Below are 13,369 nucleotides of genomic sequence, written 5' to 3'. Positions count from 1 at the left end.
TATTTAACACACTCCTTTTCCCTTGATTATCGTAGCTCCTAATGCCGCTTTAAAATGTTCCATTGCCCAATCATGCCCTTGTTGGGAGAAGGAGGCAACTGCATCCTCATAAACTGCTATGCTAAAGCCTTTGTTATATGCATCAACAGCCGTATGAAGCACACATATATCTGTGCATAACCCAACAAGATGAAGTTCTGTTATCCCTCGTTCCCTTAATTTCAACTCCAAATCTGTCCCTGCAAATGCTGAATATCTTGTTTTATCTAGATAATAAATATGTGGAGACTGTTTATTTCTTTCATAAACTTCCCGTAAACTGCCGAATAAATTTCTGCCCGCACTGTTCCTAATATTATGTGGGGGGAACAATGCTCGCTCTGGATGATAATGATCATTTAATTCATGAACATCAATTGCAAACACTGTAAAATCACCGTTTTGTATAAATCTTTCCGTAATGGCTGAAACTTCTCTTTCTATTAATTGCCCCTTTTCCCCGCAAGATAATCGCCCGTCCACGGCAGCAAAATCGAATGTATAGTCAATATTTATTAACGCCTTATTCACCATAGATTATTCCTCCCTTAACTAAAAATTTGCTGATTTAAAATTTAAAAGTTATTTGTAATTATTCATTTACAAATTACTAACCTTAAAGAAAAGGAGGAAAGCTGCTCTCTTTCCTTCTTTTCAGATATTAATGATAAATGGATTCCACTATTTCAAAATCATTAAAAACATACAGCTGTGATGGTCTGAATGAATTCCTTTTCGTTTTTTTCGGCGTTCCGTCTGCATCTAATGCTTTTTCAATGAACGGAAGCTTTGGCGCCTTTGTGAAAAAAACGGAATCATTTGAGATTCTAGGGTCTTCTCCTACCGTCAACAAAACGCGCTGCAGCTCAGACAATGTAAATTCCTTTGGCAAGAAGCTTTTTGCTGCAGTTGTGGTAATCATGTCACGCTTTATAAACATATGGGCATCTGCAATAATTTTTTCGTGATCAAAAGCTAATTTCAACTGAGTTACCTCTTCCATATCAAACAGCTCCACTTCTGCTGCGTCATCGTTCGCCTCGCGCTTTTGAATATATTCCTCAGGAACAATGGCGTAAAAAGCATTGGAAATCATCCAGCCCCGTGGATCTCTTGTGACATTGTCATACACACCAAAATGCTTAATATGCAAACCATCAACATTTGTCTCTTCCTTTAATTCCCTTTTCGCAGCTTCTAAAGCTGTTTCTCCTTTGATTGCATCAACAAAGCCCCCAGGAAGAGCCCATTTTCCGCCCTCAATATTTGGGTTTCCGTCGTTATCCGCGTCTGCCCGCTTTATGAGTAACAGTTTTAATGTCATTATTGGAGGTGCCTTTTCTTCTTTTCTTTCTGAGACGATTGTGAAAATGGCAATATCAGCAGTATAGCCGTCTGGAGTTCGGTACTTTGCCGAATCATAGTTTGCCAGAACTTCTTTTTCTGTTTTATATTTCATGCTTATAAACCCTCTTATCAATCAGTAATTTGTAATTCAATAATTACTTGTTAATGATAATATAACTCCTTTTCCTTCCAAATGCAAGCCTAAAATCAGATCATTTATTTTCTATCCACAAAATTAAAATTTTTACAAATAAAGCATTTTCATTTTAGGAATTTTGGCACTAATTAAAATTTTTCAGAAGCAGTGCTTAACTATAATGTTGATGTGCCGAAATAAATCTTAATAAGATTGCTTAACAACGTTAAATAGTTGCAAGTAATCTAAATTTCACTTAAGGAGAAGCATCATGAAAAAAATGAACTTCAAATGGAATTTAAGATCTAAGCTATACACTGCTTTTGCTGTTATTCTTTTACTTCCAACAGTATTAGTAGGATTCCTTTCCTATAACAGCGCAAAACATGAACTGGAAAACAGTTTATTAAAAAGTGCGGAAGAAAATGTAAAGCTTCTTAATTCAAATATAGACAATACCCTTTCCCCAAAGATACATGATGCAAGCTTTTTTGCTGATCTGCTGAATACTGATATGTATGAAGGCGGAGATAATTCTGAAGCATTGCAAAAGTTTACTCAATATATCGGCTTACATCCGGAGGTGCAAACCATCTATATTGGCACAACGGATGGTCAGATGATCTCATATCCTAAAACGGATTTGCCAAGCGATTTTGACCCGCGTGAAAGACCATGGTATCAAGATGGTATGAACAATAATGATGTTGTTGTTACAAGTCCTTATAAAGATGCAAGCACTGGAGAAATGATTGTAACAGTAACGAAAAAGATTGCTGACTCAAGCGGTGTTGTCGCGATTGATATCAACATTCAAAAACTCGAGGAAACAGCAAAAAGCGTAAATATCGGTGAGGATGGTTATGCTATCCTGCTTGATACACAGCAACTGTTCATTGTGAATCCGCTTGAGGAGGCTGGTGCTAAAGCGGAGCAAAGCTATTATAAGAAGATGTTCGAATCAGATAGCGGTATTATAAATTATACTGCTGACAGCGAAAAAAGCGTTATGTATTTCACAACAAATAAGCTGACAGACTGGAAAGTGGCAGGCACAATGTTTTCATCTGAAACAGAGGACGCTGCTGCCCCAATCCTAAACACGACCTTCCTCGTGATTGCTGCCGCAGTGATTGTTGGCGCAGCCATCGTCATGCTGATTGTACGATCGATTGTTATTCGAGTGAAATCACTCCAACAAACAGCACAGAAAATCAGCAGCGGTGATTTAACAGAAGAAATTCACGTAAAATCAAATGATGAAATCGCCGACCTTACTTCGACTTTCATTGACATGCAGACAAGCTTGCGCGGTTTGTTAAGAAACGTTGAACAAAATGCAGTACATGTTGCCGCCTCAGCAGAAGAGCTGAATGCAAGCGCAGTCCAAACAAGTGAAGCAACAGAACAAGTCGCAGATGCCATCCAAGAGGTAGCAAGCAATGCAGAAAAGCAGACAGCTGGAATGGATGAAAATATTATGTCAGTAGGTAAAATCTCTGCTGGTACAGCATCTATTGCTGAAAGTACTGCAGCTGTTTCGGAATTAACGAGAGCAACTACAGAAAAAGCAGAAGAAGGCGGCCATTCTGTTAAGCAGACTGTCGATCAAATGAACCTAATTCATGCCTCTGTATTAGATTCTAATACAGTAATACGTTCCTTGTATGACCGTTCTAAAGAAATTGGCTCCATACTTGGTGTTATCACAGCAATATCAGAGCAAACAAATCTCCTTGCTTTGAATGCTGCTATAGAAGCAGCTCGGGCTGGTGAGTCTGGGAAAGGTTTTGCTGTTGTAGCAGAAGAAGTTCGCAAACTCGCTGAACAGTCTCAGAATTCAGCAAGCCAGATTTCCGAATTAATTAAGGCAATCCAGCAGGACACAGAAAATACTGTGCAAAAAATGTCTACCGTTGTTGACAATGTGCAAAGCGGGTTGTCTGTTTCGGAGGATGCCATTCAAAAATTCAGCGATATTCTTTCCAGTATGAAAGATATTAATCCGAAAATGGACGTTGTAGCTGACACGATTAAGACTATGCTTACAGTTGTTCAAGTAGTGGAAGGAACGGCCTATGAAGTTTCAGATATTGCCAAAAGCAATGCAGCCTCATCAGAAGAAGTTGCTGCCTCTACACAAGAGCAGCTTGCAGCAATGGAGGAGATTACGTCAGCTTCTCACACTCTGTCTGTCATGGCAGATGAACTTCATGAAATAATTAAGCAATATAAATATTAACAATAAAGACCGCCGCAGATACGCAATCTGCGGCGGTCTTTATTATAGTTTGTTATATTAACTAAGCGGGAGCCTGATTTCAATTGTCGTTCCTTTATTCACAGAACTCTCAATATGAAGATGGCCTTGATGCTGTTCAATGATTTTAATGATCACCATATACCCTAAGCCAGTGCCAGTATCCTTTGTCGTATAAAACGGAAGGCCGAGTCTTTTTATTTGTGCTGGTGTCATGCCAATCCCATTATCCTCTATTTGAATAATCGCTTCTTTATCCTCTGTCACATTTGTGCGAATTTTAATAATTCCCCCATAAGGCAATGCTTCTACACTATTTTTGAAGACGTTCATGAAGACTTGCTTTAATTGATTTTCATCACATTGGACAAAGATATTATCTTGAGCATAGTTTTTTTCTATTAGTATATTGTTCATGTTTGCACTCGCCTGAAAGAGAGAAACTGTCTCATCCATAATTTTCTGCAAATCCTGATTAATGAAATGGACAGCGTGCGGCTTGGACAAAATCAGAAACTCACTAACAATAAAGTTAATGCGCTTTAGCTCTGACATGATAAGGTCATAATGCGACTTTTCCCGAAAGTCTTTTTCCAAATATTGAATAAAACCTTGAATAGTTGTCAGCGGGTTACGGATTTCATGTGCAACACTTGCAGCCATTTGGCCGACAGCTGTCAGCTTTTCTGAATTTAGCAGCAGCTTTTCTGTATTCTTCTTTTCGGTATAATCTCTGAATTGGGCAAAAGCTCCAACAAGTGTGCCGTTATTCAAGAAAATAGGAAAACAATCAAGCAAAAAAATTAGAGCTTCCTGATCTTTTTCCCGTGTAAAGGTTATTTCTATATCTGTATACGGCCTTTTTGTTAACAAGACATTCTGCAAATATTCACCGAAATACTCCAGGGTTAAATGGCTTGCACCAATAATGTTCTCCTTTTTCCAGCCTGTTATATGTTCAGCATATGCATTGAAGGCAATCAGCTTCCCGCTTTGAGCGGCAACCAATATTCCATTTCTTGTTGTATCCATAATTATTTTGTTTAATATGTTCAGCTCATGGTTTTGTCTGATTAAATCAATTTCCCGTTCAATCGTTTGGTTGACCGTTGACAAAAGGGTCAGCATAAGAGGGCTTGCATGCTCGATATCAGTCATAATGGAAATCGTTCCAAGAACCTTATCCTCTGTCCAGTCGATAATCGGCACAGCATAGCAGGCTTTACGATGGAGATATTCATGGTAATGCTGAGTTCCTACGATTTCTACACTTTTTTTGTGCTTTAACGTCAAGGAAATCGCATCAATGCCGCAATCCTCTTCTGTAAAGCGAACTCCTTCTTTAATTCCGAGAGCTTCAGCATCCCGCATGCTCTGCTCATGACCAAGATTTTTTAACAGATACCCCTCTGCATCACAGACAGAAGCGATTATAGGCATCTCTTTTAACGAATCGAGGAATTTATCGAGAAAATAGATGACCACATCCAAGATTTCCTGGTACTGCATATGCTTTTGTAATAATTCCTCTTCATTTAATCTTTCCGAAAAAACAGTAATAGCGGTAGGCTGCAAGCCATTTTCGCGGAACTTAGCTTTCATTAAATTAAAATCAATAGCTGCTTTCTCCATTATAAATTGCTCCTGTTTCCATCCTTTTATATTAAATGTTAATTTATCACAATAAATAGTGCTTTTCTCACACTTCACTAAAATTATATCATAACAAAAAAAATCCCACATGGAGATGATAAATTCTATAATTTCTAACAAAAATTTGAAAAAACTTTGTTCTATGAAAATATATATTATCATAACTACAGGACTATTTTTTACAATTGGCTATTATTATTAGTAGTGTGCTAATTTAATTTTCAGGAGGGATTAGATGATTAACCAACATACAATTCTGATTATCGGCGGTGATCAGCGTCAGCTGCATGTAATCGAAAAGCTTGCCAAATCAGCTGGACAGATTATATTAACAGGTTTTGAAAATGTACAGCTTGAGTATGCCAATGTATGCAAACAGCATATCTCAGAAGTTGACTTCAGCAGTTTGGACAGCATCCTTTTGCCTATCCCAGGTATCGGCAATGATGGAAAAGCAGAATCCAAGTTTTCCAGTGAAGACATTTATTTGACGGAGGATATGTTCCGCAAAACAAAGGAAAACTGCTGCATTTATTCTGGCATTATCACTCCCTTTTTAGAATACATAAAAAAAACAACCGGACGAAACATTGTGGCTATTTTTGCAAGAGATGATGTTGCTATCTTAAACTCTATCCCGACTGCCGAAGGAGCTTTAAAAATCGCCATTGAAGAAACGGATTACACGATTCATGGCTCTCATGTATTAGTTCTTGGGTTTGGAAGAGTAGGAATGACTGTTGCCCGTCTCTTTTCAAATCTCGGCGCTGTTGTCAGTGTTGCTGTAAGAGAGTCTGCTGACAGAGCACGTGTTCAGGAAATGGGCTTAACACCTGTCTTATTTAAACATTTACCTGATGAGCTTGACCAGCAAAATATTCTGATTAATACTGTTCCCTTTCATGTTTTGACAAAACAGCTGCTTGATAAGCTGTCAGACCAAACATTAATCATCGATCTCGCTTCTCGGCCTGGCGGAACCGATTTTGCTTATGCAAAGGAAAAAGGAATATCTGCAATCCATGCCCTTGGACTGCCGGCAAAGGTTGCACCCGTTACAGCTGGTGAGATTATTGCAGATATCATACTAGAATAATCTATAAAGTTAGGAAAATAATAAAAAAGGGGCAGTGCCCCTTTTCCTTCAATACGGTCCTCTGATGCTGTTTTTTACGTTCTGTTGATAAAAATGGTTAAGCCTCGTTTTTTCCTCCTGTGTAAAAGGTGCTTCATCCAGCGCTGCTAAGTTTGCAAGAATTTGGTTTTCATTTTTGAAGCCTGGGATAATGCAGGACACTTCCTCATGATCAAGTATCCATCTTAAGGCAGCAGATGCCATCGATTGACGTCTATCACCAATCCACGCAATCTGCTCCGTGAGCTCAACACCCTTTGAAAAACCGAGTCCGCTAAAAGTCTCTCCGATATTAAAGGACTCCCCATTTTCATTAAATGCGCGATGATCATCTTTTTCAAAGCGGTGCCCCTGCGTAAATTTGCCTGTTAACAGGCCGCTTGCCAGCGGCAGGCGAACTAAGATACCCGTTCCCTTCTGCTTTGCTTCTGGCAGCAATTTCTCTAGAGGCTTTTGACGGAAGATATTAAAGATAACCTGCAGTGAATCTACCCCTTCATGCTCAAGACACAGCAATCCCTCTTCCACTGTTTCAACACTGACACCATAATGCTTTATTTTCCCTTCCTGCTTCAAACGGTCCAGCACTGCAAAAACTTTACCGTCCTGAAGGATTTCAAGGGGCGGACAATGAATCTGATATAAGTCAATTGCTTCTCTGTTCAAGCGCTTCAAGCTGTTTTCGCAGAAGGTTCGAACATTTTCATAAGTATAGGTGTCGGCTGCATGAATATCTCCGCCTCGGCAAAATTTTGTCGCAATGTGAATATCCTCTTCCTTCCCCTTAGACACCTTAGCCAGCAATTCCTCACTGTGTCCATTCCCATAGACATCGGCCGTATCAAAGAAATTCACCCCTTCCCCTATTGCCCTGTCAAGCGATTTCAGTGCCTCTTCATCATCCGTTTTCCCCCATGAACCGCCAATCGCCCATGTTCCAAAACTGACCTCGCTTATCTTCAGACCTGTTTTCCCCAGCTCTCTATACTTCATATTAGAGCCTCCTTGTTTCCATTATTTTCGAAACTGTGTTAACTCTTCAGACAGCATTTTGGTTTGACCATAGACCTTCTTGTAGATTCGGTATAATTCTTCATACCTTTTTACATTCTCTTGAATAGGCTCATATTCCTTCACAGTCTGCAACATCGTGTTCGCACACTCCTCTAATGACGAAAACCACCCTGCTCCAACTGCTGCAAGCATGGCCGCTCCCATCCCTGGCCCTTGTTCACTTGATAGCTTCAGGACTTTTGCATTAAAGATATCTGCCTGCATCTGCAGCCACGCTTCATTTTTGGCTCCGCCGCCAATTGAGATAATTGTGTCGATTGTCTTACCGTGCTCTCGAAAAATCTCAATTGATTCATTTAAGGAAAAGGTAATACCCTCCAGTACAGCACGAACAAAATCTCGGCGTTTATGTGTTGCATCTATTCCTATGAAACTGCCCCGAATCAATGCATCTGCATATGGTGTTCTCTCACCTGCTAAATATGGGGTAAATAACAGTCCGTTTGACCCAATTGGAACAAGATTTATTTCTGCCAGCATTTCCTCAAAACCATCATGCTCGGCAAAAGTATCTTTAAACCAGCTCAAGCTGTGACCTGCTGCTAATGTCACTCCCATCGTATAATAGGCATTTTCCTCTCCATGATTGAAGTAATGTACCTTTCCTTGAAAATCCTTCTCTGCTTTTTCTTCATAGGAAAGCACAACACCAGATGTGCCGATGCTGCAAAGTGTTTTCCCACTCGCCAGAATACCTGCGCCGATTGCTCCACAAGCATTATCCGCACCGCCGGCGAACACTTTGCATTCAGGAGACAGCCCTGTTTTCTCCGCAACTTCTGCTGTGACAGTTCCAACAAGTGCATGTGATTCAACAAGCTGCGGACAAAGACTAGCATCAATGCCGAACAATTCACAAAGCTCTGCACTCCATTCTTTTTTACTTATATCTAACAAAAGAGTGCCTGCAGCATCGGAGTATTCTGTATGTATGCTGCCAGTGAGCCTGTACCTGAGATAATCCTTTGGCAGCATGAAAACAGCGGCTTGTTTGAAAAGATCTTCTTCATATTGCTTAACCCATAACAGTTTCGGCAAAGTAAAGCCTTCTAATGCCGGATTTTTTGTGATAGAAAGCAATTTTTCACCAGCCTTTTCCTCAATAAACCGGCACTGCTCTGTTGTTCTCGTATCATTCCAAAGTATCGCGTTTCGCAATACTTGATTTTCCTTATTGAGCAGGACAAGGCCATGCATTTGACCTGAGAAACTTATCCCGTCAATATCCTCTTTCTCCCCTTCGAACACTTCTATGATTTCAGTGAAGCCCTCAAGTGTTTTGTTCACCCACTCCTCAGGGTCTTGTTCACTGTAGCCTGATTTTTCATGGATCAAAGGATACGACTTTGATACCTCATGAGCGACATTTCCGTTTTTATCAACAAGTAAAATCTTTACAGCACTTGTACCTAAATCTACTCCAAAGCAATACTTCATGTCAGATCACCTCATTTAGTCATTTACCTTACCTGTTAAAAAATGTGCTGGTATGATCCCCAGCACATTCTCTCTTTTATACGCGTACTTGCGCTAATGTTTCCAACAAATATTGATTCACAATCGCCTTCAAGCGTTCTTGGCGGCCAGACTTATTTGTCACTTCACCAATTGCAAGAGCATGTTGCTCCAGTTTATGGAGGTTAGTTCTTCCTTCGACGATATCAAGGCCAATTCCTTCCTTAAAGCTTGCATAGCGGTCAGAAATAAAGTCTTCTAGAACTCTATCCTCAATTAGCTTATTGGCAACCTTAAGGCCGATTGCAAAGGAATCCATCCCTGCAATATGTGCATGGAAAAGATCTTCCGCATCAAAAGAGCCTCTGCGCACCTTCGCATCAAAGTTTAAACCGCCTTTGCCAAGTCCGCCATTCAGCAAGATTTCATACATGGCTAAAGTGGTGCTGTATAAATCTGTCGGGAACTCGTCTGTATCCCAGCCAATCAATGTATCACCTTGGTTAGCATCAACAGATCCAAGCATGCCGTTAATTCTCGCTACTCTCAATTCATGCTCAAAAGTGTGACCGGCAAGCGTCGCATGGTTTGCTTCAATATTAAACTTAAAGTGATCCTGAAGATCATATTTCTGCAGGAATGCCAATCCTGTCGCCACATCAAAATCATACTGATGCTTTGTCGGTTCTTTTGGTTTTGGTTCGATTAAGAATGGAGCATCAAAACCGATTTCCTGTGCATAGTCAATCGCCATATGGAAGAAACGGGCTAAGTTATCCTGCTCCAGTTTCATATCAGTGTTCAGCAATGTATCATAACCTTCGCGGCCGCCCCAGAACACATAGTTCTCTGCACCAAGCTCCTTGCCAATTTCAAGGCCTTTTTTCACCTTTGCTGCAGCATACGCAAACACATCGGCGTTATTGGAAGTTGCTGCACCGTGCACATATCTTGGATGTGTAAACATATTAGCTGTATTCCAAAGTAATTTCGTTTTGCTTGTTTTCATATATTCCTTGATCATCGCTACAATCGGGTCAAGATTATCATATGTTTCTTTTAATGTATTTCCCTCTGGTGCAATATCAGAATCATGAAAGCAGAAAAACGGAGCGTTCAGTTTCTCAAATAATTCAAAAGCTGCTTCCACACGGGCTTTTGCCAAATCTAAACCTTTTAAGTGATTCCAAGGGCGGATGGCTGTACCGCTTCCAAACGGGTCCGTTCCATCTGCTGTGAATGTATGCCAATAAGCTACCGAAAAACGGAGCTGCTCTTCCATGGAAACGCCATTTACTATCTCTTCTGGATTATAGTACTTAAAGGAAAAGGGATTTTTCGATGCTGGACCTTCATACCTGATTTGATTGATGTTTTCAAAATACGCCATTGTTAACTGCCTCCTCATTAAAATTATCGATTTTGATATCGCTTACAAAATAAAAGAAAAAGAAAGTCCTATATTCATTTCTCTCTCTATCTTCTTGTTAGCTATGAAGCTATTATATCAGCACAAACTTAGTTTGTCTATTGAATAAACTAAGTTTGTTGCGCTTTGTTTGTTTATTAGATAAACTTAATTCAATATTATTAATGTTTTCCGTTATTAATGATAAAATGGGAATATTATTTTTGACAAAAAGGGGGCTAAATGACGTTTATGCCAATCACTTGGAACCAACAGCTTGTAAAAAAGGAAAATAAGTCACTCGTACTTTCACAAATTATCAATCATACTCCACTGTCTCGTGCAGATATCGCACAGCGTTCTGGCCTTAATAAAGGAACCGTTTCCTCGCTTGTAGCGGAGCTGTTAGAGGAAAAATTTATTAATGAATCAGGTCCAGGCGAATCAAGCGGTGGCCGGAGACCAGTAATGCTCCACTTCAACCACGGGGCCGGATACACAATTGGTCTAGATTTCGGTGTCAATTATATACTTGGCGTCCTGACAGATCTCAGCGGCAATATTATTGTACAAAAGAATGTAGCATACAAAAATATTTCCTATGAAGATACAATGAGCCGACTAGTGGAAATTATCACCGCCTTCATAAGCTCTGCCCCAGCCTCTCCTTATGGTATTGTTGGGATTGGAGTAGGCGCACCCGGTATCGTCGATAAGAAAGGAACACTTTTGCTTGCCCCAAACTTAGGCTGGCACGATATTCATTTTCAATCAGAACTGGAGAAAATCTTTCAAGTACCTGTAATTGTTGAAAACGAAGCGAACACTGGTGCATACGGAGAAAAGCGGTTTGGTGCGGGTCAGCATGCTGATAACTTGATTTATATCAGCGCCGGCATTGGTATTGGTGCAGGAGTTATCATTAACGGTGAGCTTTACAGCGGATTTAACGGCTATTCTGGTGAAGTCGGGCATATGACGATTGATCGAAACGGAGCCAAATGTACATGCGGCAACAAAGGCTGCTGGGAGCTTTACGCTTCAGAACAGGCTTTACTATTAAAAGCAAACAGCAAGAATCTTAAAAAGGAAAGTGACATTTGTTTAGATGATATTTTACTGCTCGCAAAAAAAGAGGACGAACAAGTAATAAATATATTAGAAGAAATTGGTGAGAACTTGGCTGTCGGCATCATTAATATCATCCATGCCTTCAATCCTGAACAAATCATTATCGGAAATCGGCTTGCTTCCTGTAAACAGTGGCTTGAACCAAAGGTAAGGGAAGTTATCAAAGCATATACTTCCCCGTTTAACCAGACAGATATCAGAATTGATTTCTCCGATTTGTCTCTGCCAGTGTCTGCATTAGGAGCGTCTGCTTTTTCAGCAGAAGCATTTCTGAAGGCACAGCTTCAAAGCTAAACACGATTAAAGCGTAAACCAAATATGGTTCACGCTTTTTTTTATAGCTTATTTGCGGCAAAACATCCATATTCCATTTCAAAACATATCATAGTAACACCAGTCTCCTGTGCGCACAGACGTTATTATGAGAATTGGGAATAATCTTTATCAGGAAATCTCATTCTTCCGAATGCTTGCTACGAATTTCATCAATTTCTTTTACGCACCTATGTTCCAAGCCTAAGTCGAATACTTTTCTAATAAATGGTTCTATGCTTATTGTCGCCAATCCCTGATTTGCGAAAAAAGTAGGAGTTGACAATATCTCTCCATTCCTTGGCATCAGAAAGCTGAACACTTAATCGGTGGAGAACTCCTGTAAATCTCTCTTCATTAATTTTCCCTTTTAGCTTTTGCCAGTCTTGCATCAGCCTCTCTACTTGTTCAACCCCCTCAAAATGGGTTATACATTCATAAACTAAAGTGTTCACAAACTAACTAAACGGAATACTAGTATGGTAGTTTGCCGTCAGCAAGATCTGTTTAATAAATGTTATTTTAGTGAGAAATGCTTTATTTAAGTAGATTGGTGATTAATGTTCATAGGATGTTTTAGAGCCGTCAGGATGCGAGCAAATGCTGCGGAGTTTTAATTATGTGTTTGATAAACGTTGCTATTACAGAAATGTATGCGGTTTCATTAATAATGTAGTTTTAGTATAGCACCGTTACTTAGTTAGTACAATGCACAAACTAAGTATTTTCTGAAATTTTCCATTGTTCTAATTTACCTTTAAAAAAACTGGCTGCTTCATTAAACAGCCAGTCTTTTCTTTCCTCTTTTCTCAATCTGTATAAAGCTGTAATTCGCTCCCGCCATCCAAATCCAGGCAAGTGAAATACCTCCGAAAAATGGAATAACGCCAGGCATATATAACAAAAGACTAACTGTCACTGTTGTAAGAATTAGCATGAATAATGTAACATGCAGATGATACGCTCCAAGGATTAGAGCATATTTAAGATAGTCGCCAAGCTTCAAGTCATAGTGGACATAAACTGGGAAAAAGTATGCTAGCAATGTTAGAAAAACAGCTGACAGCAAAAGTAACAGTCCTGTCATCATCCCTTTTATTACACCATTTGTAAACTGGAGAAACCAATAGTCCAAGCAAAGAATCATGCCAAGTAATATTAGGATAATTCCTAATAAATTTACTTTAATGAATTCTTGTTTATACACATCATGGAATGTCCTCCAGACAGGAATGTCCTTTTCTCTTCTCAGCCATTTCCTTATCACCGCAAACATAGCTGTAGTCGCAGGCATGAACCCGAATACAAACAAACCTGCAGCTGTATATGCCATCCATAAGATATTAAGGTAAGCACCTCTAGTGATCCACTCACAAACAGTGAACAGCTTTCCCATCGATTTCGCCCACATATTCCCAC

General features: G+C 39.7%; 11 protein-coding genes. 3 read left to right on the top strand and 8 right to left on the bottom strand.

Features of this window, described 5'->3' with window-relative positions:
- Positions 1–3: 3 nt before the first annotated feature.
- The gene (locus tag ACLIJJ_RS07410; RefSeq protein WP_237942261.1) at positions 4–570 is read right to left on the bottom strand and encodes a cysteine hydrolase family protein; all 567 of its coding nucleotides are present in this window, start codon (positions 568–570) and stop codon (positions 4–6) included.
- Positions 571–700: 130 nt separating this feature from the next.
- Positions 701–1,498: an NUDIX domain-containing protein gene (locus tag ACLIJJ_RS07405; RefSeq protein WP_233317817.1), complete on the bottom strand. Its 798-nt coding sequence runs from the start codon at positions 1,496–1,498 to the stop codon at positions 701–703.
- 295 nt (positions 1,499–1,793) lie between these two features.
- Between ACLIJJ_RS07405 and ACLIJJ_RS07400 the strand changes: the two genes are divergently transcribed.
- Positions 1,794–3,764, top strand: coding sequence for a methyl-accepting chemotaxis protein (locus ACLIJJ_RS07400; RefSeq protein WP_411410731.1), 1,971 nt, complete (start codon positions 1,794–1,796; stop codon positions 3,762–3,764).
- A gap of 57 nt (positions 3,765–3,821) precedes the next feature.
- Here the strand turns inward: ACLIJJ_RS07400 and ACLIJJ_RS07395 are convergent, their stop codons facing one another.
- The gene (locus ACLIJJ_RS07395; protein ID WP_411410730.1) at positions 3,822–5,414 is read right to left on the bottom strand and encodes an ATP-binding protein; all 1,593 of its coding nucleotides are present in this window, start codon (positions 5,412–5,414) and stop codon (positions 3,822–3,824) included.
- Between the two features lie 256 nt (positions 5,415–5,670).
- Between ACLIJJ_RS07395 and dpsA the strand changes: the two genes are divergently transcribed.
- Positions 5,671–6,531: a dipicolinate synthase subunit DpsA gene (dpsA, locus tag ACLIJJ_RS07390; RefSeq protein ID WP_233317824.1), complete on the top strand. Its 861-nt coding sequence runs from the start codon at positions 5,671–5,673 to the stop codon at positions 6,529–6,531.
- Positions 6,532–6,579: 48 nt separating this feature from the next.
- Here the strand turns inward: dpsA and ACLIJJ_RS07385 are convergent, their stop codons facing one another.
- From ACLIJJ_RS07385 to xylA, 3 genes are all read right to left on the bottom strand, one after another.
- Positions 6,580–7,563 carry an aldo/keto reductase gene (locus tag ACLIJJ_RS07385; RefSeq protein ID WP_233317826.1) on the bottom strand — a complete coding sequence of 328 codons (984 nt, stop codon included), beginning with the start codon at positions 7,561–7,563 and terminating at the stop codon, positions 6,580–6,582.
- A gap of 21 nt (positions 7,564–7,584) precedes the next feature.
- Positions 7,585–9,081 (bottom strand): xylulokinase, encoded by a 1,497-nt coding sequence (xylB, locus tag ACLIJJ_RS07380; protein ID WP_411410729.1) that lies wholly within the window; start codon positions 9,079–9,081, stop codon positions 7,585–7,587.
- 76 nt (positions 9,082–9,157) lie between these two features.
- A complete protein-coding gene (gene xylA, locus ACLIJJ_RS07375; RefSeq protein ID WP_237941098.1) occupies positions 9,158–10,489 on the bottom strand; it encodes a xylose isomerase in 1,332 nt (443 codons plus the stop codon).
- Between the two features lie 261 nt (positions 10,490–10,750).
- On the opposite strand from xylA, the gene ACLIJJ_RS07370 reads away from it, so the two are divergent.
- Positions 10,751–11,932, top strand: a complete 1,182-nt coding sequence (locus tag ACLIJJ_RS07370; protein WP_411410728.1) for an ROK family transcriptional regulator — start codon at positions 10,751–10,753, stop codon at positions 11,930–11,932.
- Between the two features lie 239 nt (positions 11,933–12,171).
- On the opposite strand, the gene ACLIJJ_RS07365 is transcribed toward ACLIJJ_RS07370, so the two are convergent.
- The gene (locus ACLIJJ_RS07365; RefSeq protein ID WP_411410727.1) at positions 12,172–12,405 is read right to left on the bottom strand and encodes a hypothetical protein; all 234 of its coding nucleotides are present in this window, start codon (positions 12,403–12,405) and stop codon (positions 12,172–12,174) included.
- A gap of 323 nt (positions 12,406–12,728) precedes the next feature.
- Positions 12,729–13,361, bottom strand: coding sequence for a YesL family protein (locus tag ACLIJJ_RS07360; protein ID WP_233317853.1), 633 nt, complete (start codon positions 13,359–13,361; stop codon positions 12,729–12,731).
- Positions 13,362–13,369 lie beyond the last annotated feature (8 nt).

The organism is Niallia laureatilytica (assembly GCF_046613985.1).
In the GTDB taxonomy this organism is placed as follows: Bacteria; Bacillota; Bacilli; order Bacillales; family Cytobacillaceae; genus Niallia.
Note: the sequence above shows the minus strand (reverse complement) of the source record. Positions and strands in the feature narration are given on the sequence as shown.

What these genes read in the sequence shown, in the direction of transcription:
- ACLIJJ_RS07405 (WP_233317817.1), bottom strand. Translation starts at nt 1,498, where the DNA reads ATGAAATATAAAACAGAAAAAGAAGTTCTGGCAAACTATGATTCGGCA.
- ACLIJJ_RS07400 (WP_411410731.1), top strand. Translation starts at nt 1,794, where the DNA reads ATGAAAAAAATGAACTTCAAATGGAATTTAAGATCTAAGCTATACACT.
- ACLIJJ_RS07395 (WP_411410730.1), bottom strand. Translation starts at nt 5,414, where the DNA reads ATGGAGAAAGCAGCTATTGATTTTAATTTAATGAAAGCTAAGTTCCGC.
- dpsA (WP_233317824.1), top strand. Translation starts at nt 5,671, where the DNA reads ATGATTAACCAACATACAATTCTGATTATCGGCGGTGATCAGCGTCAG.
- ACLIJJ_RS07385 (WP_233317826.1), bottom strand. Translation starts at nt 7,563, where the DNA reads ATGAAGTATAGAGAGCTGGGGAAAACAGGTCTGAAGATAAGCGAGGTC.
- xylB (WP_411410729.1), bottom strand. Translation starts at nt 9,081, where the DNA reads ATGAAGTATTGCTTTGGAGTAGATTTAGGTACAAGTGCTGTAAAGATT.
- xylA (WP_237941098.1), bottom strand. Translation starts at nt 10,489, where the DNA reads ATGGCGTATTTTGAAAACATCAATCAAATCAGGTATGAAGGTCCAGCA.
- ACLIJJ_RS07370 (WP_411410728.1), top strand. Translation starts at nt 10,751, where the DNA reads ATGACGTTTATGCCAATCACTTGGAACCAACAGCTTGTAAAAAAGGAA.
- ACLIJJ_RS07360 (WP_233317853.1), bottom strand. Translation starts at nt 13,361, where the DNA reads ATGTGGGCGAAATCGATGGGAAAGCTGTTCACTGTTTGTGAGTGGATC.